We start from the raw sequence: 24320 nt of genomic DNA on the forward strand, positions 1-24320 counted from the left end.
TTATTTGACATTTCTCTATAGATCGTATAATTTAGTAAGTGTTGCATTTCCGTTCGGGCATACACACCGAACAAACCTGTGGTAATTTGCTCACAAGTTATATATAGACACCTGCTAGTGAGCAGATGTTATTCATTTGCTAAATGTTTCTGTGGAAAAATAATAAGGAATCTAATAAGATTGAGTAGAGAACTCTATTAGCTAATAAAATGCCATTATAGTTACGAATAAGATTACAAGTATGCTAAAACAGCGCATGTTAGATAGTTTTTCCAACATTTTTAAAAATATACATTAAAATTTATACTTGACAAGGGTTTCGTCCTATTGGCATTTTTCAATATTAACACAAGTGGATGGCAGAGTCAACTTATTTAGCACGAAATATAAAATATCCTTTTTTCTTTGCGACAACTTCAACCTCCGAAAAAAGTTCTTCTAGTTTCTTCTGAGCAGATGGAGCCCCCTGCTTTTTCTGAATAACGACAGATAATTCCCCACCATACAGCAATGCTTCCTTTGAATCTTCTAGCATTTGATGCACCACTTGCTTACCTGCGCGGATAGGCGGATTCGTCAAGATCGCAGCAAATTTCTTTTCTTTTATTTCACTAAATATATCACTTTCTAGAAAGCTTACATTTTTCACATCATTTTGCAGTGCATTTTCGTTTGCCAGTTCGAGAGCCCTTTGATTAATATCAACCCCAATGATATTTCGATCAGGGAAATCCTTCGCGAGTGCGATACCGACCGGACCATACCCACAGCCTAAATCTAATATATCTCCATCAACAGCAGGAAGGGTAAAGGTATCGATTAAAAGTCTAGAGCCAAAATCGACCTCATTTTTCGAAAAAACACCGTTATCTGTTGTAAAGGTAAGAGAATACCCCCTTATTGGAAAAGTCCACGTCCTCCGATCACTCTCCACATCAGGGTTCTGAGAAAAATATTGATTAGTCATGGCATAACTCCTTTCCATGCAAAAAAGGATTCGATCAAAAATCCAGCACATATTCTAAGCATATCCTAACACAAAAGCTCGCCATTATATAGCGAGCTTTTGCGGTGTTCCTCTATTATTTTAATTCTACAGTTGCGCCTGCTTCTTCAAGCTTAGCTTTCATTTCTTCTGCTTCTTCTTTTGCTACGCCTTCTTTGATTGCTCCAGGAGCGTTATCAACTAAGTCTTTTGCATCTTTAAGTCCAAGACCAGTGATTTCACGAACAGCTTTAACCACTTTGATTTTAGAAGCTCCAGCATTTTCAAGAACTACATCAAATTCTGATTTTTCTTCAGCTGCTTCTCCACCAGCTGCACCTGCTACAGCAACAGGAGCTGCTGCAGTTACACCAAATTCTTCTTCAATTGCTTTTACTAAATCATTTAACTCAAGAACAGACATTTCTTTGATCGCTTCAATAATTTGCTCTTTAGACATGTTTAATTCCTCCTAATTTTTTATTATTTATGAACATATCCGAATGTTTTTTATATACCAAAAACTTAAGCGCCTTGCTCTTCTTTTTGCTCCGCAACAGCTTTTGTTGCATAAGCGAAGTTGCGTACTGGCGCTTGTAGAACGCTGAGTAGCATAGAAAGCATACCTTCGTAGTTTGGAAGGTCCGCAAGCTCCTTGATTTGCTCAAGGGAAGCGACAGATCCTTCTACAACGCCACCTTTAATTTCAAGTGCTTCATGCTCTTTTGCAAAGTTACTCAATACTTTTGCAGGAGCTACAACATCCTCTTTGCTAAAAGCAATAGCAGTTGGTCCCGCAAGGACATCTGTTAATTCATTTAACTCTGCCTCTTCTACTGCACGACGGGTCATTGTGTTTTTGTAAACCTTGAATTCTACACCAGCTTCACGTAATTGTGAACGTAATTCTGTTACTTCTGCTACATTTAATCCACGGTAGTCTACCAAAATAGTTGATTGGCTTTCTTTAAACTTGTCAGCAATTTCAGCAACCACCTGTTTTTTCTGCTCCAATACTTTTGACATGATTCCACCTCCTGTTTTGCGATCATTATACCGCACTTATAAAAGATAAATATCTTTTACCAAAGTAAAAACCCCCATGTAGACATGGAGGTTTTATGACTGTCATTTATTGAAAGAGCATATGAAAACACACAAGCTCTTTACATTTATCCAGACACACCTCGGTAGGAAATTAAGCATAACGCACCTACTGTCTACGGTATAATGTATATACTTTGATTAACTTAACCTTTGTGAATTATACAGTGTACAATTCTAAAAGTCAAGAATAAATTATTTCGCAAATGCTGATGAATCTACTTTGATGCCAGGGCCCATTGTAGATGATACAGCAACGTTTCGTAGGTAAGTACCTTTTGCAGCTTGAGGCTTAGCTTTAACAATTGTTTCAGCTAATGCTTGGAAGTTCTCTACGAGCTTATCTAAGTCGAAAGAAACCTTTCCAATTGGCACGTGGATATTTGATTGTTTATCTACGCGGTACTCTACTTTACCTGCTTTAATTTCTTGAACAGCTTTTTCTACTTCGAAGGTTACTGTACCTGTCTTAGGGTTTGGCATTAAGCCTTTTGGTCCTAATACACGACCTAGCTTACCTACCTCTGCCATCATGTCAGGAGTTGCAACGACTACATCAAAATCAAACCAACCTTGGTTAATTTTATTAATTAGGTCTTGTTCTCCTACATAATCTGCTCCAGCAGCTTCCGCTTCCTTCGCTTTATCCCCTTTAGCAAAAACTAAAACAGTTTGGCTTTTACCAGTACCATGTGGTAATACCATTGCTCCACGGATTTGTTGATCCGCTTTTTTCGGATCAACCCCTAAACGAAATGCTACTTCCACTGTTTCATCAAACTTCGCAGTTGCTGTCTTTTTTACTAATTCTAAAGCTTCTTTTACTTCATATGCTTTTGTGTTATCAACAAGCTTTAAAGCTTCTTGTTGTTTCTTTGTTTTTTTAGCCATTATATTTTCCTCCTTTGTGGTTTTAACGGTTATACCTCCCACTTCTATCAAAAGCTAAAACATAACAAAGGTTGCGACATGAGGTATTCCTCTACTACCGCAACCCATTAGCCTTTGTACAACGCTGTGAGATTAGTCCTCGATTACGATACCCATACTACGTGCAGTACCTTCGACCATACGCATTGCAGCTTCAACATCAGCAGCATTTAAATCAGGCATTTTCAGTTCAGCGATTTCCTTCACTTTGTCGCGTTTAAGTGTTGCAACTTTATTGCGATTTGGCTCCCCTGAAGCAGTTTCAATACCTGCTGCTTTTTTAAGCAATACTGCTGCTGGTGGAGTTTTTGTAATAAATGTAAATGAACGGTCTTCAAAAACCGAAATTTCTACTGGAATGATCAAACCAGCTTGATCCTGTGTACGAGCATTAAACTCTTTACAAAATCCCATGATATTAACACCCGCTTGACCTAATGCAGGTCCAACTGGTGGTGCTGGGTTCGCTTTTCCTGCTGGAATTTGAAGTTTAACAACTTTCTCTACTTTTTTAGCCACGAGACACACCTCCTTAAGTCCGTGATGTGGTAATAGGGTTTCACCCTCCCACTCTAATACATATGTTAAATAACCTTCTACTCGAGGCATAAAGAACATAAGAATTTTAGCATTAATTAGCTTAAAATGCAAGTACCTCTACCAATTAATTTAAATTCTAATTCCTTATGACATTTTTTTCACTTGTGAGAAATCTAATTCTACTGGTGTTTCCCTTCCGAACATGTTGACATGTACTCGAACCTTTTGTTTATCTAAATCTATTTTTTCAATCGTACCGGAGAAATTATTGAACGGACCATCCACTACTTCTACCGTTTCTTTTAACTCAAAGTCTATTTCCGTTACAGGCTCTTGATAACCCATTCGCTTCAGAATTGTTTCCACTTCTTCTTCTAATAATGGGGTTGGTTTAGATCCAGAACCGGCCGAGCCAACAAATCCCGTTACACCTGGCGTGTTTCGGACCACATACCACGAATCGTCTGTCATCACCATTTCAGCTAATACATAGCCAGGGAATACCTTTTTCTTTGCCACTTTCTTCTTACCATTCTTGATTTCTGTTTCTTCATCTTCGGGAACTAACACTCTGAAAATCTTGTCTTCCATCCCCATGGACTCTAGTCTTTTTTCTAAATTCGTTTTTACTTTATTCTCATATCCAGAATAAGTATGCACGACATACCATCTTTTTTCCATTTCTAGAGGGCGTTTTTCGCCCATCCCTCCCTTATTTATTAACTTGTCTTCTACGGCCGAATTCTAGTGATTTTGTTATTTGATTCCATTTAAAAAACCCGTCACGCGGGTTCTCTTTAAATATTTTAGACATATTTATAAATAGTATAACATATATAAATTCTATTTATTCAAATAAAAGATTTAAAAGTTGCGTAATTCCAAGATCTATTAATGCAAAAAAGATTGTAACAAAAGCGACGGTAACAATTACGGTAATCGTATAACGGGTTAATTCGCGCCCTCTCGGCCAGGACACTTTTTTCATTTCTCTGGATACGTTCTTCAAAAAAGTTACAGGATTCACTATGTGTACCTCCAAACTGTCTTCAATGCCAGTAAAACTATTTCGTTTCCTTATGAATGGTATGTCTATTGCACTGCTTACAAAACTTTTTCACTTCTAATCGAACCGAATCTGTTGTGTTTTTCTCCGTACTATAATTTCTATTATGACAAACCTCGCATGCAAGGACGACCTTTTTTCCCATGTTTTTCACCCTTTTTAATGTAGCATGGTTGAATAAGCCTGTCAACGACCTACTAAATAATCCCCAGGTTTTTAGATTAGGAGATATAAATATCGCTTTCTTCGAGGTATTTTTCTAATTTCCTCTTTACACGCTGAAGTGCATTATCAATTGATTTCGCATGTCGATTTAATTCCGCTGAAATTTCCTGATAGGTTTTGCCCTCTAAATATAACAATAGGACATCTCGTTCTAATCTACTTAACAGCTCTGCTAGTTTTCCCTCCATATCACCATGCTTCTCTCGACTAATAATTAGTTCTTGTGGGTCTAAAGCAATCGTTGCTTCAAGAACATCTAACAAGGTGCGATCTGATTCCTCGTCATAGATAGGCTTGTCCAATGATATATACGAATTTAACGGCATATGCTTCTGTCTTGTTGCTGTCTTCACTGCTGTAATAATCTGTCTCGTAATGCAAAGCTCAGCAAACGCCCTAAAGGAAGATTGCTTATCCTGTTGAAAGTCCCGAATAGCCTTAAATAACCCAATCATACCTTCTTGTGTAATATCCTCATGATCTGCTCCAACAAGAAAATAAGATTTAGCTTTAGCACGAACAAATGATTTATATTTTTGGATCAGAAAATCTAGTGCATATGTATTTCCACCCTGAATTAGCAAAATTAACTCATTATCGTCCAACAGTTGAAAATTTAGCTCGTTATTCTCTCTGCGCATGGTTATAATCAGGACTCCTCCTAGCTAATGCCAATATAGTTAAAGCAGACTAATATAATAGCAATATTATACAGGAAGCGCTTTATAACCGTCAACCAGTGTTTTTCTATTTATTACCACGTCGCCACCTTTCAAAAACTTGTAGGACATGGTCATTAAGAGGAATTTTACTCCTTATTTTCTTTTGTTGATGTATTTTAATATCTTGTTTGATTTCTTTTTGAATGTTTTGAATCTCTATTTCTAGCTCTCTTGCCGACATACGAAATGCCCCTTGAGCAAAAATCATTCGTTGCTCCGTATAATCAGAGGTTGCGACAAATACTTTTGTTTTTACATTTTTCAGTTCCTTAATCAACCGTTCAATACATTGATCAGCTGTTTCATTTTCCTTCGTAAAGATAACCTCCACCTTATATTGTTCGTGACGGTTTTCGAGTCCTCTAACCTCATAGGCATCAAATACAACAATGACTCTTCTCCTTCTGTAGGCTTGATATTCTGCCATTTTATCGATCAATAACAATCTAGCCTTATCGAGATCCTCCTCTCGTAAAGCCTTTAGCTCCTGCCACGCACCAATCATGTTGTAGCCATCGACTAATAAAATGTCCATTACGATTCACCAATTGAATACCTTTTTCGATAAATTTCATACATGAGAATACTTGCTGCAACCGAAGCATTCAACGAGGAAACACGCCCTTTCATTGGGAGGCTAACTGTCCAGTCACAGTTTTTCTTCACGAGCCTACTCATTCCCTTCCCTTCATTTCCGATGACAAGGGCTAATGGTAAGCTCCCATCCAATTGGCGATAATCCTCTGTTGCTTCCGCCTCTGTGCCAACGACCCACACATTTCTTGCTTTTAATTCTTCGATTGTCTGCACGATATTTGTCACTCGGACCACAGGGATATGCTCAATTGCTCCCACAGAAGTCTTCGCAACTGTAGCGGTTAAGCCTACCGCTCTACGCTTTGGTATGATAACACCATGGGCTCCTGTTGCATCAGCTGTTCGGAGAATGGAGCCAAGATTGTGAGGATCCTCTATTTCATCTAATAAGATAAAAAAAGGATTCTCGTTTCTTTCTTCTGCAATCGCAAATAATTGTTCAAGACTTGCATACTCATAGGCAGACACAAGGGCAGCAATTCCTTGATGATTACTATTCTCTACAAGCTGATCTAATTTCTTTTTTGGTACCCGTTGCACTGTAGCATTCGCTTTTTTTGCCATTGCTTGAATTTTCTTTGCTAGAGATGGATTCAAATTCTCTAATAAGTATATTTTTTCAATCGATCTCCCTGATTCTAATATTTCCATCACGGTATTTTTGCCAACCATCCATTCTTGCCCCATCCTATTCCTCTCCTTTCTCGATGATAGTGATAGCCTGTTGAATAAGCTCATCTAACCGTTCTGTTTGTCCGTCTAAATATAAATAGCCTAGTAGTGCCTCAAAGGCCGTACTATGGCGGTAGGCTTGGACACTTGTATTCTTGGGAACAGAACCTGACTTAGCATTCCGCCCCCTACGAACAATCGCTTCTTCGCCTTCCGTTAGTACTCCAGCGTCCAGCCAACTTTGAACAACCTTTGCTTGAGCATATGCCTTCACATATTGAACCGCTAATTGGTGTAATTCATGCACTCTTACATTGCCCTTCTCCAATAAATATTGACGTATTTGGGTTTCATAGACGGCATCCCCCATATAGGCTAGTGCTAGACTTTTTAATTGTTTTGCATTTTCCATTATAATCCTCGTTTCCAACGCGTTCCTTGTGGTGTATCCTCAAGAATAATATTACGTTCCTTTAAATCATCACGAATCTTATCAGCGAGCGCAAAATCCTTATTTTTTCTCGCTTCTATCCGTTGCTCAATTAATTGCTCGATTTCTTCATCAAGTAACGCTTCTTCCTCACGTTGAATGCCTAAGATCTTTAACCAGCTATTTAAAGTATTTTCAAAAGCTTCTATAACCTCTGTATGTGTTTGACTTTCTTGGAGATACGTGTTCGCCTCTTTGACTAAATCGAAGATGACAGCAATGGCGTTAGCTGTGTTGAAATCATCCTCCATTTCCATTTCAAAGGAGTGCTGCATGTTCGTGATTTTATCCAACCATACTTGATTATCAGCCACTAAATCTAAACTAGATGTTTTACGGTGCTTTAAATTTACCAACACATTTTCAATCCGATCAAAGCTATTCTTAGCACTTTCTAATAATGCATCACTAAAGTTAATCGGATTACGGTAATGGACACTTAACATAAAAAAGCGAAGCACTTTCGGGTCATGACGTTCGATTAGATCATGGGCTAATACGAAGTTACCTAACGATTTAGACATCTTTTCATTATCAATATTAATATAACCATTATGCATCCAATAATTAGCGAAGGACTTGCCTGTCGCTGCCTCTGATTGCGCTATTTCATTCTCATGATGTGGGAAAGTAAGATCCTGTCCACCCGCATGGATATCAATGGTCTCTCCTAAATATCGCTTCGCCATTGCCGAGCATTCAATGTGCCAGCCTGGTCTTCCTTCCCCCCATGGGGATTGCCAAGATATTTCTCCATCCTTTGCCTGCTTCCATAACGCAAAATCAAGCGGATCTTCCTTTTTCTCTCCTATTTGTATACGGGCACCAGACCTAAGCTCATCTATCGATTGATGGGACAGCTTTCCATAATGCTGAAAGGATCTCGTCTTAAAATAAACATCTCCGTCCGCAGAATAAGCATGCCCCTTATCAATTAATGTTTGGATAAAAGCAATAATATCATCCATTGTCTCGGTTACACGTGGATGATGATCTGCCTCCATCACCCCAAGTGCCCCTACATCTTCCTTATATGCTTCAATAAATCGATTCGCAATAGTTGGAACCTCTTCTCCTAACTCTTTGGCTGCTTTAATCAACTTATCATCCACATCGGTAAAATTGAGCACATACTCGACATCATAGTCTTTGTATTCCAGGTATCTTCTAACCGTATCAAATACGATGGCAGGGCGTGCGTTTCCAATATGAATGTAATTGTAAACAGTTGGACCACATACATACATTTTCACTTTTCCCGGCTCTATCGGATGAAAGGCTTCTTTTTTTCGAGTCAGTGTGTTATATATTTTAATCGTCATCACGTTTCGCTCCTTTAATCATTTCTAACTCTGTTCTTAATGCACTAATTTCTTCGCGCATCTCTTTTAATACTTCACTTATGGGATCAGGCAACTTATGATGATCTAAATCTTTTCTTAGCTTTTCTCCATTTTGGACAACAACACGTCCTGGTATACCGACAACGGTAGAATGGTCTGGTACATCCTTTAGCACAACAGACCCTGCACCGATTTTGGAGTTTTCACCAATCGTAATTGAGCCTAACACTTTTGCTCCGGTTGCTATAAGCGCATTATCCTTTATCGTAGGATGTCGTTTCCCTTTCTCTTTCCCAGTTCCGCCTAATGTCACACCTTGGTAAATCGTAACATTATCGCCTATTTCACAGGTCTCTCCAATCACTACCCCCATACCATGATCGATGAAGAAGCGTTTGCCGATCTTAGCCCCTGGATGGATTTCCACCCCCGTAAAAAAACGACTTATTTGTGAAATGACTCTTGCGATAAAGAAAAATTTCTTTCGGTAAAGGCCATGAGCAATCCGATGTGACCAAATAGCATGCAGTCCTGAATAGGTAAGGCAAACCTCCATATAAGTTCTTGCCGCAGGGTCTTGGTCAAATACCACTTCGATATCTTGCTTTAACAATTTAAACAATCCCAATGATTATCCCTCCCTTAAGGCAACTTCCTATTTTGAACCATTCTCTCAAAGCTTCTCTAATGAAAACAGATTGAATAGCTTAAAGGAAATTTAGTAACAGCATCTCTCTATTGGTTGAATCTCACGTGATCCCTTCCACAATAAAAAAAGCGCCCCTGTGTTTATACAACACAGAGACGCTTACCGCGCGGTTCCACTCTGTTTAGGAATTTTAGGTTAAATAAATTCCTCCACTCTTAGCACAGATAACGGCGTGCATCCCCGTTCTCCCCTACTATCTTTCAAGAAGAAACTCCTGAGGTGCATTTCAACAATGATTACTTCAACCACTCGCAGCCAATTGGTGGTATTCTCTGTAGAAGCTTCTATTGTTTACTTTTCCTCATCTACGATCTAATATATCATTTGTTTTATTATATATAGTTCTTAGGAAAATGTCACTTATTTAATTAGGGAAAGCACATTATTTAATCTTGCCTTAACAATCTCAGGACCTAATAAGTGAATAGCATTTGGCAATTCTGGTCCATGAACTTGTCCAGTTGTTGCTACACGAATAGGCATAAATAGCTTTTTCCCTTTTTGTTTCGTTTCTTTTTGGGTCGCTTTTATTGCTGCCTTAATATTATCAGGTGATAACTGTTCGATTTGTTCAAATTGGGAAAGGAAGCCAGTAATAACCTCTGGTACTTGTTCTTCTTTTAGTACATTCATCGCATCCTCATCATATTGGATATCCTCTTTGAAGAATAGCTCCGTTAGTTCAACAATTTCCGCACCATAGGATAACTGGTCATGATACAACCGAATGACATCAATCGCCCATTGCTTGGTTACTTCATCCATATTTTCTGAAAGTCTACCTGCAGCTATTAAATGAGGAAGACTAAGCTCGACAACATCTTCCAATGAAGCTTGTTTAATGTATTGGTTATTCATCCATTTTAATTTCGCTGGATCAAAGATTGCTGGTGAGGTGGACAGTCTCTCTGGATCGAAAATCTCGATAAACTGCTCTTGTGTGAAGATTTCCTCTTCACCAACAGGAGACCAACCTAGCAATGCGATAAAATTAAATAACGCTTCTGGTAGATAGCCTAGATTCTTATATTGCTCAATGAATTGTAAAATGTGCTCATCACGCTTACTTAGCTTTTTACGATTTTCGTTTAAAATCAAGGTCATATGTCCATATTGTGGAGGCTCCCAGCCAAAAGCATCAAAAATCATCATTTGCTTAGGTGTGTTGGAAATATGCTCTTCTCCACGTAGAACATGACTGATCTCCATTAAGTGATCATCAATCGCCACAGCAAAGTTATAGGTTGGAATACCATTCTTCTTCACCATTACCCAATCTCCAAAATCACTGGATTCAAAAGTAATCTTTTCACGTACAATATCTTGGAATGTATATGTCTTTTGATCTGGTACACGGAAGCGAATACTAGGCTGTCTTCCTTCCGCTTCAAATTGTTCGATTTGTTCTTCGGTTAAATCACGATGTGCTCCAGAATATTTAGGAACCTGACCATTAGCTCGTTGTTCCTCACGCTCTTGCTCTAATTCTTCCTCTGTCATATAGCACTTGTAGGCAAGGCCTCTTTCTAAAAGCTCATCGACATATTTTTGATAAATATCTAGTCTTTCCATTTGGCGATACGGACCATATTCACCGCCAATATCAGCACCTTCATCCCACTTGATTCCTAACCATTTCAAATAATTAAGCTGGCTTTCCTCGCCACCCTCTACATTTCTTTTCGCATCGGTGTCCTCTGTTCGAATAATAAAGGATCCACCTAGGTGTTTGGCATATAAATAATTAAATAAAGCCGTTCTCGCATTACCGATATGGAGATGTCCTGTCGGGCTAGGCGCATAACGAACTCTTACTTTTTTTGTCATGAGTAAACTCCTTTCCAATTTTCACGTAACTTTTATAAAATGCTTTCCTTATTTTATCATTATCTTAATGAAAATGTTATGTTTTGAGCTTATGATCTCTCTAGCCTTTCTGTACTAAAAGAACAACAGCCTGGGCAGCTATCCCTTCTTTTCTCCCAGTAAAGCCTAATTGCTCTGTAGTGGTTGCTTTGACATTTACTTGTTCGATGTCTGCCTTTAGCAATCTTGCAATATTTTGACGTATTTCGTCAATATATGGCGCCATCTTAGGTGCCTGCGCAATAATCGTACAATCTATATTACCTAATATATAGCCTTTTTTCGACACGAGCTCCCATACATGCTCTAACAATTTTTCAGAATCTGCATCCTTATAGGCAGGGTCTGTGTCAGGGAAATGCTTTCCAATGTCTCCTTCAGCAATGGCTCCTAAGCAAGCATCGGTAATGGTATGGAGTAACACGTCTGCATCCGAGTGCCCGAGTAAGCCCTGTTCATAAGGTATGTGAATCCCACCAATTATACAAGGACGGTTTTGCGCAAATTTGTGTACGTCAAAGCCTTGTCCAATTCGAAACATCTACAAATCTCCTCTCTTTTGTAAAATCCATTCCGCACGAAAAATATCTTCAGGGGTAGTCAGCTTCACGTTTTGATAACTTCCTTCTACAATCTGAACAGGTTGGTCTGGCAGGTATTCTTCCACTAATGAGGCATCATCTGTTCCCAAAAAACCATGCTCTTGAGCTAACTCGTGTGCTTTTGTGATTACTTGATAATGAAAAGCTTGTGGTGTTTGAGCAGCCCATAATGTAGATCGATCCAATGAATGGACACCAGTTGCCGTTTTTTGCTTAATTGTATCTGTCACTTGGACCGCTAGAAGGGCTGCTTGCTGTTTTTGTGCTGTCTCCGCTAATAAGTGCAGGTGTTCTTGTTCTATAAACGGCCTTGCCCCATCATGTACCATCACAATTTCATCTGGATTATCTACTTGCACTGCTTTAAGCCCCTTAAACCCACTATCCTGACGCTCACTGCCTCCTGAAACGAATTGTAGTCGATGAAACCATGGAAATGGCTTAAATAAGGCTTCCATTTCTGTCCGCTCATGTGGATTAACGACGAGATAAACAGCCTTACACCAATCATCATGAATAAAGTTTTGCACTGTATGTATGATTAATGGTTGATCAAGCAAATGGATAAATTGCTTATTCTTCCCTGCCTTCATTCGCTTGCCCTGGCCAGCAGCCAGCACGATGACATTATATTTTACCATATTGGCACCTCATATTCTTCCAACAATGCTTACATTGTCATAGCTAATCGAAATATTAGGACGAGCAAAGAAAAGTGATAACATAGATGTTATCACTTTTCTTCTATTCCTTATATGTTATACCTTTTTTATAGAGCTTTTTCAAGCAATTTTGGTTTTGCGAAAATCATGCGCCCTGCTGATGTTTGAAGAACACTAGTGATGACAACTTCAATCGTTTTGCCAATATAGCTTTTTCCTTCTTCTACCACAATCATCGTACCGTCATCTAGATAAGCAACACCTTGGTTCTGTTCCTTACCATCTTTAATGACTTGTACCATTAATTCTTCTCCAGGTAAGACGATTGGCTTCACCGCATTTGCTAAATCATTGATATTTAGTACGGGTACTTTTTGAAATTCACAAACTTTATTTAGGTTAAAATCATTTGTCACCACAATCCCATTCATGACTTTTGCCAATTTGACTAGCTTACTATCAACCTCTTGAATCTCTTCAAAATCACCTTCATATATTTCAACATTGATTGGTAATTCCTTCTGTATTCGATTTAAAACATCCAGACCTCTTCGCCCACGGTTACGCTTCAAGGCATCAGATGAATCAGCAATATGCTGTAACTCCTCTAGCACAAATTGCGGAATAATAATGGTTCCTTCTAAAAAGCTAGTTTGACAAATATCTGCAATTCTTCCGTCAATAATAACACTTGTATCTAGGATTTTTGGTTTCGGCATTTCGCTTCCTACATCCTCTGTTTGAGGGGCTTTTTTCTTTTCTTTTTTCGGGATTGTCAGTAGATTAAGGAATTCATCTCTTCTTTTAAAACCAACTTGAAAACCTAAGTATGCTAGAAGAATACTTAAAAAGATGGGAATAACCTGTGACACTACTCTGATTTCAATCGCTTGGATTGGTGCATTTAAGAAATAAGCTATAATTAAACCAACGATAATACCTAAACTACCAAATAACAAATCTGCTACCGGAGCTTTTAATAAGGTTTCCTCAATCCAATTAAAGAAGTTTACTATATAATCTGCACACCACAATGAAATAAGAAATAAAATAATTGCTCCTAATACTAGCCCTAGATATGGGGCAAAATCTGACTGTAGCCAAGCGCTATCTGCAAACCCCATTACTTCCAATAATTTTGGAATATATAAATATCCCGCGGTACCACCTGCAATAATAAAAAATATTTGCACGAATCTTTTTAGCACCACATTCACCTCCTATATAGTATTCTCTCCTATTAAAAAATTTTTAAACGTGCGTCATTAGGATTGTCCCAAGGTTTCTCTGATTGCATGTTGGACTGATTCCACACCAATAACCTCGATCGATGAAGGAGGAGTCCAACCATCCATATTCTTCGCTGGAATGATCGCTCGTTTGAATCCAAGCTTTGCCGCCTCTTGTACTCTTTGATCTATTCTGGATACACGGCGAATTTCACCTGTTAGGCCTACTTCGCCGATTAAGACATCATCTGCTTGTGGTGGCTGGTCTCTAAAGCTTGAGGCAATGCTGATGGCAACTGCTAAATCTATGGCCGGCTCATCTAGCTTCACACCGCCTGCTACCTTTACATAAGCATCTTGATTTTGTAGCATTAGTCCCACTCTTTTCTCTAGAACAGCCATCAATAACGGTACACGATTATGATCAATTCCTGTTGCCATTCGTCTAGGGTTCCCAAAGCTAGTAGGGGAAATCAATGATTGAATCTCGACGAGCACTGGCCTTGTTCCTTCCATGGAGGCGACAATGGCTGAGCCTGCTACACCTTGCGATCTTTCCTCTAGAAATACTTCAGAAGGGTTCAAGACCTCTACTAGACCTAATTCCTTCATCTCAAAAATGCCCATTTCATTCGTACTACCAAATCGGTTCTTGACCCCACGTAATATTCTAAAGGTATGATGTCGTTCCCCTTCAAAATACAATACAGCATCTACCATATGCTCCAGCAATCTTGGTCCTGCAATGGAACCTTCCTTCGTTACATGTCCTACAATAAAAATAGGGATATGCTTTTGCTTCGCAATGCGCATTAGCTCACTTGTACATTCTCTTACTTGGGAGACACTTCCAGGTGCACTTGTCACTTCCTCTTTATAAACGGTTTGGATCGAATCAATGACAACAAAGCCTGGGTTAATGGCATCAATTTGATTGACAATATCGACTAAATTAGTTTCTGCTAATACATATAGTTGATCGGAGTTAATGTTTAAACGATCGGCCCTTAGCTTTGTCTGTTTGATAGATTCTTCACCAGATATATACAACACATCTACATTACTCTCTGCTAGCTGACTAGATACTTGCAGTAATAAAGTAGACTTACCGATACCTGGATCCCCTCCAATTAAGACAAGCGATCCTGGAACAACACCGCCACCTAATACACGATTTAATTCTTGCATTTGTGTTTTGATTCTTGGTTCTTCTTGAGATTGTATCTGGCTAATCTTTTCTGGTTTATGGATGGTTGCAGCACTAGAAGTCCAATTTCCTCTTTTGGTGGAGCTTGCCACTACTTCTTCCACTAATGTATTCCATTCATGACAGCCTGGACATTTCCCCATCCATTTAGGTGATTCATATCCACAAGATTGGCAAACAAATTTTGATTTTCTTTTAGCCAAGATAATCCCTCCTATTTATTATAAACGAAAGTCATGTGCTATAAGTTACAAAGATCTATCAATTTAGTTAAAGTTATATGTAAAAAGTGTGGAATAGTAGAAAATCGAGGTATTCACATTTAGGGTACTTAAAAATAGAAAAAAAGAGAAGAGAAAATCGGAAGGATCGCCTTCCGATTTTCAATAATTAAGATACAATCGCAAATTCGCCCTTATCATCAAGATCAATTTTGACTTTTTGGCCTTTATGAATTTTTTCCTTCAACAATTCTTCTGACAATAAATCCTCTACGTTCTTTTGAATAGATCGACGTAAAGGTCTTGCCCCGTATTCAGGATCAAAGCCTTCCTTTGCAATTTTCTCGACTGCTTTATCAGACAATGAAAAGTCAATCTCTTGGTCGATCAAGCGTTTTTGGAGTTCCTTGACCATGAGCTCCACAATGTGCTTCATATGCTTTTTCTCTAATGAGTGGAACACAATCGTTTCATCAATACGGTTTAAGAACTCTGGACGGAAAGCCTTTTTCAATTCTTCCGTTACTTTTGAACGCATGTCTTTATAGCTTTGTTCTTCATCGCCTAGGCTGAAGCCAACATATTTGTTTCGCTTTAGCTCATTTGCCCCTACATTCGACGTCATAATTAAGACCGTATTGCGGAAGTCTACAGTCCGACCTTTAGAGTCTGTCAGACGGCCATCTTCTAATACTTGTAAGAGAATATTGAAAACCTCTGGATGGGCTTTTTCCACCTCATCTAACAGAACAACCGAATATGGCTTCCTTCTCACTTTTTCAGTTAATTGGCCACCTTCCTCATAACCTACATAACCAGGAGGTGAACCTACTAAACGTGAGGTTGCATGTTTTTCCATGTATTCTGACATATCAATACGAATCATGGCATCCTCATCACCGAACATCGATTCAGCTAGAGCTCTGGCTAATTCTGTCTTCCCTACACCTGTTGGCCCAAGGAAGATAAAGGATCCAATTGGGCGCTTCGGGTCTTTTAATCCAGCACGAGCACGGCGAATGGCTTTTGAGACGGCCTTTACCGCTTCTTCCTGACCGATTAAACGACTATGCAGAATGTCTTCCATGTTTAGGAGACGTTCGCTTTCATCCTTCGTTAGGGCCGATACTGGAACTCCTGTCCAAATGGATACGACACTCGCAATATCCTCCACCGTAACCTCTGAGTTCTCTTGCCCTTGTTTTTCCTTCCATTTGGATTCTGTTTCTTCTAAATCCTTTCGAAGACGCTGTTCACTATCACGTAAGGAAGCAGCCTTTTCGAATTCTTGACTTTGCACGGCAGCATCCTTTTCTTTCTTCACTTCCTCCAGCTTTTGCTCTAATTCCTTTAAATTAGGAGGAGTTGTATAGGAACGCAGACGCACCTTAGATGCCGCCTCATCAATTAAGTCAATTGCCTTATCTGGTAAAAATCGGTCTGTAATATAGCGATCGGATAGCTTAGCTGCTGCTTCCATTGCTTCATCCGTGATCGTTACTCGATGATGTGCCTCATAACGATCTCTTAATCCTTCTAAAATTTGAATCGATTCTTCTACCGTCGGCTCATCCACTTGAATCGGTTGAAATCTTCTCTCTAGCGCCGCATCTTTTTCTATATATTTACGATACTCATCTAGTGTTGTAGCTCCAATACATTGAAGCTCTCCACGAGCAAGGGATGGCTTTAAAATGTTCGATGCATCAATTGCGCCTTCCGCGCCACCTGCTCCAATTAATGTGTGCAGCTCATCAATAAATAAGATAACATTGTTCGCTTGGCGAATTTCCTCCATTACCTTTTTTAAGCGATCTTCAAACTCCCCACGATATTTTGTTCCTGCAACCACTGTTCCCATGTCCAATGTCATGACGCGTTTATCACGGAGTATTTCAGGTACTTCATTTTGTACAATTTGCTGTGCCAATCCTTCCGCTACGGCCGTTTTCCCAACACCTGGTTCTCCGATTAAGACAGGGTTGTTTTTGGTTCGTCTACTTAATACTTGGATGACGCGTTCAATTTCTTTACTACGCCCGATGACAGGGTCAATGTTTCCTTCCTTCGCGATCGCTGTTAAATCGCGTGCAAGCGAATCTAAGGTAGGTGTCGCTGCATTATTATTTTGACTACCTCTCCCATTCGAAGCGCCACTATTTTCATTATTACCGAGTAATTGTAGAACCTGCTGGCGCGCTTTATTAAGACTTACTCCTAAGTTATTTAAAACACGTGCTGCAACCCCTTCTCCTTCACGAATTAATCCAAGGAGAATATGTTCTGTTCCTACATAGGAATGGCCGAGCTTCCTTGCCTCATCCATCGACAATTCAATGACCTTTTTCGCTCTTGGTGTATAGTGGATCGTTTGGGAAACTTGATTGCCCTTTCCAATTAGTGCTTCCACTTCTTCTCTAATTTTTTCTGCACCGAGACCGATGGCATGTAAGGCTTTAGCAGCGATACCATCCCCTTCACTAACTAGTCCTAGCAGAATATGCTCTGTACCAATATTATTATGTCCTAATCGAACGGCTTCTTCTTGGGATAAGGCTAATACTTTTTGAGCCCTTTCTGTAAAACGTCCAAACATCATATTAAAATTCCTCCCTTTGCTCTAACGTGAACCTTTCACGAATTAATGATGCCCGAAAAACATCACGTTCATGAGGTGTAAGCATTCTTCTAGCATATTGCTGTAGGAATGCCGGTTGCGTTAGTACCATTAATTCATTCAAAATAGATTTGGAAATATGCTTAATATATCCTAGGTCAATCCCTAACCGAACATCCGAAAGACATTTGGCCGTTTCTTTGGATTCGATAATTCGACTATGTTCTAGGATGCCATAAGAGCGAAACACACGATCTTCAAGCTCTAGCTCAGACTGTTGCTTTAATATTGTTCTTGCTTGTCGTTCCTGTTCGATTAATTTTTGAACAACACTTGTTAGGTCTTCGATGATATCCTGCTCTGATCTCCCTAAGGTGACTTGGTTAGAAATTTGAAAGATATTCCCCAATGCTTCACTGCCTTCACCATAGATCCCTCGCACTACTAAACCTAGCTGATTAATAGCCGGGATCATCCGGGAAATTTTCCTTGTCATAGCTAATGCAGGGAGATGCATCATCACAGAAGCTCGTAATCCTGTTCCCACATTGGTTGGACAGCTTGTTAAATAGCCTCTTTCTTCATCAAAGGCGTAATCTATCTTTTGCTCTAACCAATCATCGATGTGAAAGGCTTCTTCTAAGGCCCTTTTTAATTGGAAGCCTGGAAAGTATAATTGCATCCGAATATGATCCTCTTCATTGACCATGATGGAAACCTGCTCATTTTTGGAGATTAATGCGGCACCATATTGGGATTTCTCAGCGAGATGTGGACTTATTAGATGTTTTTCAACCAATACCTGTTTTTCAATTGATTTTAAATCCGCCATTCTAACAAATTCAAGCTGTTCATATTGTGTAAAACTACGATGATTGAATTCTTTTTCTAAAAAATATAAGATACCTTCAAGATGCTCTTCATTTGCAATTAAAGGAAATGGTGACTGTTCAAAGTTTCGAGCTAGTCGAATGCGACTGCTCATCACAATATCACTATCTGGTCCATCTTCCTTTAACCATGGACTAATGGCTTCATTGATAAATTGTTCAAGCCCCATTAAGCATCACCCTCCCCTTTTTGGTTTAGGTTTTTTTCTAGCTGTCTTATTTGATCACGAATGTTCGCAGCTTCCTCAAATGCCTCATCAGCAATTAGTTGTTGGAGTTTCCATTTTAAGTTTCTTAGCTGCTTCCTTTCATAAATATCCGCACCTACACGTTTCGGAACCTTTCCGTCATGGGTTGTATTTCCACTATGAACTCTACGAAATATTGGATTTAAATGACTAGAAAACGTCTCATAACAAGTGGCACATCCAAATTTTCCAATTCGTGTGAACTCTTGATAGGTCATACCACATTTTTCACATTGGAGATCTTGCTCCATTGGATGATGTGGAGATGATGTATGGAAGGCATCTGAATCAAATTGAAAAAGCCCTGATAACAGATTGTGTAAGGAATAGGATTCGTCTTCAGGAGGTACATAGCCTTTTTCCTTCGCACACTGATGACAGACGTGAATTTCCTTTTTCTCTCCATTAATCACCTGAGCAAAGTGAAGTGTTGCAGGATTCTGTTGACATTCTTGACATTCCATAAGAACACCTCCTAAGATTCATATTTTAAGGATTGTAGCATTGCTGCCATAATTCTAGCTCGCAACTCATCTCTCAAGGGTAGCTGGAAGGATAAGATATTACGATTCAATGCAGCAACCATTAACTTCGCTTCTCTTGTCGTAATAAGCTCCTCCTCCAGTAATCGCTCCAATATATTGGCGGCCTTCTGCTGGGAGATTTTCGGTAAAATCATCTCAATAATTTCATCGATTAACTTTGCTTTATCGTCATTGGTAATTTTACTAATTCTAATATAACCTCCACCGCCACGCTTACTCTCGACTAGATACCCTTTTTCTAAAGTGAATCTTGTATTGATCACATAATTAATTTGAGAGGGTACACATTCAAAACGATCCGCAATCTCGCTACGTTTAATCTCAATGATTTTCGTTTGATTGCTTTGCAATACTTCCTTCAAATATTCTTCAATAATATCTGAAATATTGCGCATTTTCCCTCCTCCTATCTGACTTTGACTATATTTGACTATATTATTATTATACTGCATGTGAGGACGGATGCAACTATAATGTTCCTAATTATTATTGCCTTTTTTCCACTATTAGAAACATGTTTTTGGAATTTTATGCTAAAAGCAAGACTTACATCGTGGGTATGCTTCTTTTATTGAAACTTCATTTTTATTTTCTTGACATCATCTTGCTCTAGTAGCCATTCATGAAGGTTATCGCGGTTTTTCTGATGGGTAACATCAATATACATTTTAATCCGTCTGTTTCCTTCTTCATCATTTGTAATGTCAAACTGCTTGACTTCAATTGGAAATGATTGTATTTTTTCAAGAATTTTAGCCGTATTTTTGTCTTTTGCTACTTTTATTTCAAATGAAATTTGATGTCTTTTTCTATGAATCTGTTTTTCCCACTTATTCAAAACAACTAGGCTAACAAGAATGATCACCGTCGTGACAATGGCCTCTTTATACATGCCTATACCGATAATTAACCCTAATCCGGCAACTGCCCATATAGATGCTGCTGTGGTTAGGCCTCGAATCGTTCCACCATTGACAATAATTGTTCCAGCCCCGAGAAAACCAATCCCACTGATGACATAGGACGGGATTCTCGCAGGATCGAAACGGATGTTATCATAATTTTCGATAAAATAATCAAAGCCATTTATCGATAATAGCATCATAAGACAAGAGCTAATGCCAACTAATATATGTGTACGAAATCCTGCTGAATGTTTATTTAGCTCTCGTTCGAATCCTATTAATCCGGATAGTAATAAAGCAATAGCTAATTTTGAGATCGACTCTATGAATTGTGCATCAAAGATATCTTCAAGCAAATATCTCACTCCTAAGTGCGGTAATTTTAGTTGATAATTCATTTATACCCTATTTCTAATCAAAATATTTCATGTTATTAAAGTTTATCTATAGAAAAAAATCACCCAATGGATGATTTTAAAAAAAGTCTGGAAAATATGTCTGTTTATTAGGAATGATCGCATCTAATGTTTGAATTGCCGTCACATCTCCTTGAATCAGTTGGAGGCCAGCTAAATTTGTTGCGTTTTGATAACTTAATAGGATAGAAGTTAATTGCTGAACGGAACAATAAATATGTTGACATTTCCCGTCGGGTTTATCTCTACTGACGACGATATCACTATTTTCCTTGGTTAAGTAATAGGTACCTGTATTCTCTGGTAAAAATTCATCTTCTACTTCGATAGCGATAGGATGAAATCGATCCGTCATCCGGAAGCGATATTGCCTTAAAAAGGCAGACACATCCACAATTCTACTCATAAAATAAGGCACGAGCTTTTGCTCATATCTTGGTTCATCTACTAATAAAGGCAAGGAGTCATCCGCTGGCACCTTCATCTCTACTGACGTTACCATTGAATCATGATTAGAAAGTAATTGAAGAATTAATTTTAAACCATTTGAGTTAACATATGCCATATCTTCTACATATAATATACGATCCTTCACATGGTATAGGAGATAACCTTCTGGTTCATCCTGGTCATTATAGCAAATCGTGATGATCGTGTCTTTTTTGATAACGCGTTGCTGCCACCATTTTTCGTCTCGGATAAGTCCACCATTGTATCTATTTATATAGGTGGAATAAATCTTGTCTAACTCCTGATAATTTTTACTTCTTCTTGCATAACCATTCGGGCTCCACTTTTTCTTAAGGGTCTCGATTGGAATCTGATACCTTTTGTACGGAAAGGTAAGCTCATACCCATATCTTCGGTAAAAAGGAACAGAAAATGGGTGTAAATAGGAAATAATATAACCATTCTCCTTCATGGACTGCAAAACTGTAAGCAAAAGTTTTTTAATCATCCCACCACGTCTATATTCTGGCCACGACGCAACAGAAGCGATGCCACCCATCTTCACCTTATTTCCATTAATATTTACCTGGAGTGGAATCATATGGACCTTTGCGCATAATTGCTCTTCTTTTAGCCATCCCCAAATTTCATGACGCTCCGCTTCTTTTTCCTTTTCTTCTAGTTCTACCTCATTTAAGGTGTATTGAAAGGCAAATTGGGATAATTTAAATATTTCCGGATAATGATCATGCGATAATTTCTTAATTTGATTCACAATTTTTCACCTCTTTTTAAATGTTTACTTCCCATTGTGAAACCTTTTTCCCATGCTCCTCCTTTGTATATGTATGCTATAAGTATCTCAATTTTTTGTCCATCCACCAACCGTTTTGCATTAGGAAATAAAAAACCCCAGAGAAAATAGATTCCTCCAGGGTCATCATTAGAAAAAATATTATTTTTTTGGTAATCCATTGGCTTCACGGATTAATTCAAAGTATTGGTCTCCACGGACAATTTCATATTCTGAGCTCAGTGATTCTGCAATTTCTACAACGTCTGATGGTGTAAGAGACCACGATAACATCCCCAATGAAATAAATAGTGGTGAATCTCCGTCCCAATCACGAGAGGCATCTGCTATCGCCTCTTTTGCTTCACTGACACTGCTGACACCACGTAAAATCGACTGTGGTAGCTCATTATTTAAGATAGATGTTCCTGTATTGCTCTCCCAGCTTAAGAACATTCCTTGTGGGTCTACATAGTCCAAGTAATCCTGTACTTTGGATTCTGTTAAAGGTACATTTTGTTCATCTACACGATTTAATGCATAAATAATATCCATTCCCGTACGTTTCATGTACCTTTTTGTTTGTCTAGCGAATAAATCAAATGTATCATCCGGCCACGGTGTAGGATAGATATAACCTGCCCCCGATGGACCAGCAATTAAAAGGTCGTTATCTGTAGCAGTTTGCTGGTAATAGCCTAATATGGATGGTGCAACATCATAAAGAAGTGGACTTGTTGTCCAATTAATTGGCACACTTCCTCTTGCTTTGTCATCCCATAATTGTCTTAGCTTATGTTGATTATATTGAAGGTTGTCACCTTCACCGAATGTGAAGGTAAGATAAATCTTGTTGTCCAATTCTGGAGCAGCTATTGGTTTTTGCTTTTTAATTTTCCCTTTAACACCAGAGAAGACCGTCATATTGTTAAACCAATCGGCGGCTAGCACATACACACTGTGTTCAGAAGCTAGCTCTGTTGAACTGAATTCCCCTGCAACATCATTACTGAACCACCCTAAGTATGGTGTATTTGGTTCGACATCAGACATGATTTGCTCAAATAATTCCTTTTCCTCTGCTACATTTGATTCAAGCCAAAATACCATTGCACGATTTGCCACTGCATAATCTCTTAAATATCCGTATGGTTCTGTTTCACCCGCTGCAACTGGTTGGACATTCGATGCAGAGACCTTAAATTGATTCCACATATCTACTGAAACAACCAATTCTTCGGTATTCGCAGGTGGTGTAAATCGATAGATAAAGTAATTACCATTATCTGCCCAGCGGTGGCCGCCATAACGCTCATCCGCACTGGAATGATAACCATCATATAGGTAGGGCGCTTCCTCTGCTTGTCCAGGTATAAACTGTGCAATAACCTGTCCATCTGCTTTTACGGTTACTTGATGGACCGCCGGCCCCCAACCATCCTTTGTAAAAGCATCTTGAAAACGAAGGTAAACAGATTCTCCTTCGAGAAATTCTGAGAGGTCTAAGTCATAGATATCTCGGTTAGAGCTATCTCTAATTTCTTCCTCTTCTTCCACAATCACTTGGAAATCATCCCAATTATCTTCAGGCAATTCGACACTTCTATGAGGATTTAATCCAACTAACATTCGTTTAGTTGTTCTTGGCCATAGATTTTCATATTGCCATTTATACGCATCTAACCCGTCATCGAATTGTCCACGTAAATCTTCTATTATCTTAAGATTATATGGTGGTTTCGTCAGTTTCTCTGCCAATTCAGGGCTTGCTACTACCCCTTGCTCCAAACCAGCCATTGTTGTAGCAACATTGATAGAGTCTTTTACTTCCGGGTCATAGACTATCATCCCAGATAGTTCATCTTTATACTTTAACAATAGCTCCCAAGGGTTCTCCCTAATGCTGTAAGGGATGTTCCAATCATTTAACCATGTGAAATTTCCTTCCTCATAGTCATTTTCTATCATGTATATCCTTGGTTTTTCCCGATTCACATTTCCTTGCAGTGTCGTAAATAGTAGCTTCTCATCGCCTGTATTTTCTCTTAAATCCAACACATCTAGATGCTTTGCCTTCGCAAAAGTAGGTAAAGCCTGACTTTTTGGCCATGTGATTTTACCATTTTTCATGGATTCTGCTTGTGTTTCTGTTGCTTGGATACTATTAATACTGGATAGGATTAAAAACAAGGTGAAACATATCAACACTAATTTGCGAATCATTGATTTTCCTCCTTTGTCCAATCAGTTCAAAAGACCATTTACCTACCTACATCCGAATAAATA

The 24320-nt window shown here is 38.8% G+C and carries 27 protein-coding genes and 2 other annotated features; all 27 genes read right to left on the reverse strand.

Going from position 1 to position 24320, the window contains the following annotated elements; all coding sequences use genetic code 11:
- Positions 1 to 370: 370 nt before the first annotated feature.
- Positions 371 to 967: a class I SAM-dependent methyltransferase gene (locus ACZ5N5_RS04445; RefSeq protein WP_464373337.1), complete on the reverse strand. Its 597-nt coding sequence runs from the start codon at positions 965 to 967 to the stop codon at positions 371 to 373.
- Positions 968 to 1082: 115 nt separating this feature from the next.
- Positions 1083 to 1445, reverse strand: coding sequence for a 50S ribosomal protein L7/L12 (rplL, locus tag ACZ5N5_RS04450; RefSeq protein WP_054787931.1), 363 nt, complete (start codon positions 1443 to 1445; stop codon positions 1083 to 1085).
- Positions 1446 to 1510: 65 nt separating this feature from the next.
- Positions 1511 to 2011 (reverse strand): 50S ribosomal protein L10, encoded by a 501-nt coding sequence (gene rplJ, locus ACZ5N5_RS04455; RefSeq protein ID WP_054787932.1) that lies wholly within the window; start codon positions 2009 to 2011, stop codon positions 1511 to 1513.
- 55 nt (positions 2012 to 2066) lie between these two features.
- Positions 2067 to 2229, reverse strand: a sequence feature (ribosomal protein L10 leader region).
- Positions 2230 to 2284: 55 nt separating this feature from the next.
- Complete coding sequence (gene rplA, locus ACZ5N5_RS04460) at positions 2285 to 2980, reverse strand: 50S ribosomal protein L1 (protein WP_109985138.1); 696 nt, start codon at positions 2978 to 2980, stop codon at positions 2285 to 2287.
- A 132-nt stretch (positions 2981 to 3112) separates the two neighbouring features.
- On the reverse strand, positions 3113 to 3538 hold the full coding sequence (rplK, locus tag ACZ5N5_RS04465; RefSeq protein ID WP_139180338.1) for a 50S ribosomal protein L11: 426 nt from the start codon (positions 3536 to 3538) through the stop codon (positions 3113 to 3115).
- A gap of 165 nt (positions 3539 to 3703) precedes the next feature.
- The gene (gene nusG / locus ACZ5N5_RS04470; RefSeq protein ID WP_109985158.1) at positions 3704 to 4240 is read right to left on the reverse strand and encodes a transcription termination/antitermination protein NusG; all 537 of its coding nucleotides are present in this window, start codon (positions 4238 to 4240) and stop codon (positions 3704 to 3706) included.
- 166 nt (positions 4241 to 4406) lie between these two features.
- A complete protein-coding gene (secE, locus tag ACZ5N5_RS04475) occupies positions 4407 to 4547 on the reverse strand; it encodes a preprotein translocase subunit SecE (RefSeq protein WP_054861144.1) in 141 nt (46 codons plus the stop codon).
- Between the two features lie 76 nt (positions 4548 to 4623).
- Complete coding sequence (rpmG, locus tag ACZ5N5_RS04480; protein WP_109985140.1) at positions 4624 to 4770, reverse strand: 50S ribosomal protein L33; 147 nt, start codon at positions 4768 to 4770, stop codon at positions 4624 to 4626.
- Positions 4771 to 4846: 76 nt separating this feature from the next.
- Positions 4847 to 5491, reverse strand: coding sequence for an RNA polymerase sporulation sigma factor SigH (sigH, locus tag ACZ5N5_RS04485; RefSeq protein WP_054787933.1), 645 nt, complete (start codon positions 5489 to 5491; stop codon positions 4847 to 4849).
- 106 nt (positions 5492 to 5597) lie between these two features.
- A complete protein-coding gene (locus ACZ5N5_RS04490) occupies positions 5598 to 6107 on the reverse strand; it encodes an NYN domain-containing protein (RefSeq protein WP_054787934.1) in 510 nt (169 codons plus the stop codon).
- On the reverse strand, positions 6107 to 6856 hold the full coding sequence (gene rlmB / locus ACZ5N5_RS04495; RefSeq protein ID WP_464373338.1) for a 23S rRNA (guanosine(2251)-2'-O)-methyltransferase RlmB: 750 nt from the start codon (positions 6854 to 6856) through the stop codon (positions 6107 to 6109). Before rlmB ends, ACZ5N5_RS04490 begins: the two co-directional genes overlap by 1 nt.
- Before the next feature lies 1 nt (position 6857).
- On the reverse strand, positions 6858 to 7253 hold the full coding sequence (locus ACZ5N5_RS04500) for a Mini-ribonuclease 3 (RefSeq protein ID WP_054787935.1): 396 nt from the start codon (positions 7251 to 7253) through the stop codon (positions 6858 to 6860).
- On the reverse strand, positions 7253 to 8653 hold the full coding sequence (gene cysS / locus ACZ5N5_RS04505) for a cysteine--tRNA ligase (RefSeq protein ID WP_464373339.1): 1401 nt from the start codon (positions 8651 to 8653) through the stop codon (positions 7253 to 7255). The genes ACZ5N5_RS04500 and cysS overlap by 1 nt, the downstream gene beginning before the upstream one ends.
- On the reverse strand, positions 8643 to 9296 hold the full coding sequence (gene cysE / locus ACZ5N5_RS04510) for a serine O-acetyltransferase (RefSeq protein WP_109985159.1): 654 nt from the start codon (positions 9294 to 9296) through the stop codon (positions 8643 to 8645). The genes cysS and cysE overlap by 11 nt, the downstream gene beginning before the upstream one ends.
- Positions 9297 to 9471: 175 nt before the next feature.
- Positions 9472 to 9700, reverse strand: a binding site (T-box leader).
- Between the two features lie 43 nt (positions 9701 to 9743).
- The gene (gltX, locus tag ACZ5N5_RS04515) at positions 9744 to 11210 is read right to left on the reverse strand and encodes a glutamate--tRNA ligase (RefSeq protein ID WP_277679966.1); all 1467 of its coding nucleotides are present in this window, start codon (positions 11208 to 11210) and stop codon (positions 9744 to 9746) included.
- 100 nt (positions 11211 to 11310) lie between these two features.
- Entirely contained in the window at positions 11311 to 11790 is a 480-nt protein-coding gene (ispF, locus tag ACZ5N5_RS04520) for a 2-C-methyl-D-erythritol 2,4-cyclodiphosphate synthase (RefSeq protein WP_054861132.1), read from the reverse strand.
- Positions 11791 to 12492, reverse strand: coding sequence for a 2-C-methyl-D-erythritol 4-phosphate cytidylyltransferase (gene ispD, locus ACZ5N5_RS04525; RefSeq protein ID WP_464373340.1), 702 nt, complete (start codon positions 12490 to 12492; stop codon positions 11791 to 11793).
- A 128-nt stretch (positions 12493 to 12620) separates the two neighbouring features.
- On the reverse strand, positions 12621 to 13721 hold the full coding sequence (locus ACZ5N5_RS04530) for a PIN/TRAM domain-containing protein (RefSeq protein ID WP_109985145.1): 1101 nt from the start codon (positions 13719 to 13721) through the stop codon (positions 12621 to 12623).
- Between the two features lie 57 nt (positions 13722 to 13778).
- Positions 13779 to 15152: a DNA repair protein RadA gene (radA, locus tag ACZ5N5_RS04535; RefSeq protein ID WP_054787936.1), complete on the reverse strand. Its 1374-nt coding sequence runs from the start codon at positions 15150 to 15152 to the stop codon at positions 13779 to 13781.
- Positions 15153 to 15339: 187 nt separating this feature from the next.
- On the reverse strand, positions 15340 to 17769 hold the full coding sequence (gene clpC / locus ACZ5N5_RS04540; RefSeq protein WP_109985146.1) for an ATP-dependent protease ATP-binding subunit ClpC: 2430 nt from the start codon (positions 17767 to 17769) through the stop codon (positions 15340 to 15342).
- A gap of 1 nt (position 17770) precedes the next feature.
- Entirely contained in the window at positions 17771 to 18847 is a 1077-nt protein-coding gene (locus tag ACZ5N5_RS04545) for a protein arginine kinase (RefSeq protein WP_054787937.1), read from the reverse strand.
- The gene (locus ACZ5N5_RS04550; RefSeq protein WP_464373341.1) at positions 18847 to 19389 is read right to left on the reverse strand and encodes a UvrB/UvrC motif-containing protein; all 543 of its coding nucleotides are present in this window, start codon (positions 19387 to 19389) and stop codon (positions 18847 to 18849) included. The genes ACZ5N5_RS04545 and ACZ5N5_RS04550 overlap by 1 nt, the downstream gene beginning before the upstream one ends.
- 11 nt (positions 19390 to 19400) lie before the next feature.
- The gene (locus tag ACZ5N5_RS04555; RefSeq protein ID WP_054787938.1) at positions 19401 to 19865 is read right to left on the reverse strand and encodes a CtsR family transcriptional regulator; all 465 of its coding nucleotides are present in this window, start codon (positions 19863 to 19865) and stop codon (positions 19401 to 19403) included.
- Between the two features lie 173 nt (positions 19866 to 20038).
- Positions 20039 to 20731: an MgtC/SapB family protein gene (locus tag ACZ5N5_RS04560; RefSeq protein WP_245902359.1), complete on the reverse strand. Its 693-nt coding sequence runs from the start codon at positions 20729 to 20731 to the stop codon at positions 20039 to 20041.
- A 118-nt stretch (positions 20732 to 20849) separates the two neighbouring features.
- The gene (locus tag ACZ5N5_RS04565; protein ID WP_464373342.1) at positions 20850 to 22016 is read right to left on the reverse strand and encodes a GNAT family N-acetyltransferase; all 1167 of its coding nucleotides are present in this window, start codon (positions 22014 to 22016) and stop codon (positions 20850 to 20852) included.
- Positions 22013 to 22216, reverse strand: coding sequence for a hypothetical protein (locus tag ACZ5N5_RS04570; RefSeq protein WP_109985149.1), 204 nt, complete (start codon positions 22214 to 22216; stop codon positions 22013 to 22015). Before ACZ5N5_RS04570 ends, ACZ5N5_RS04565 begins: the two co-directional genes overlap by 4 nt.
- Positions 22197 to 24257 carry a GxGYxYP domain-containing protein gene (locus ACZ5N5_RS04575; RefSeq protein WP_245902360.1) on the reverse strand — a complete coding sequence of 687 codons (2061 nt, stop codon included), beginning with the start codon at positions 24255 to 24257 and terminating at the stop codon, positions 22197 to 22199. The genes ACZ5N5_RS04570 and ACZ5N5_RS04575 overlap by 20 nt, the downstream gene beginning before the upstream one ends.
- Between the last annotated feature and the right edge of the window lie 63 nt (positions 24258 to 24320).

It is taken from the genome of Gracilibacillus sp. JCM 18966, from assembly GCF_055392695.1.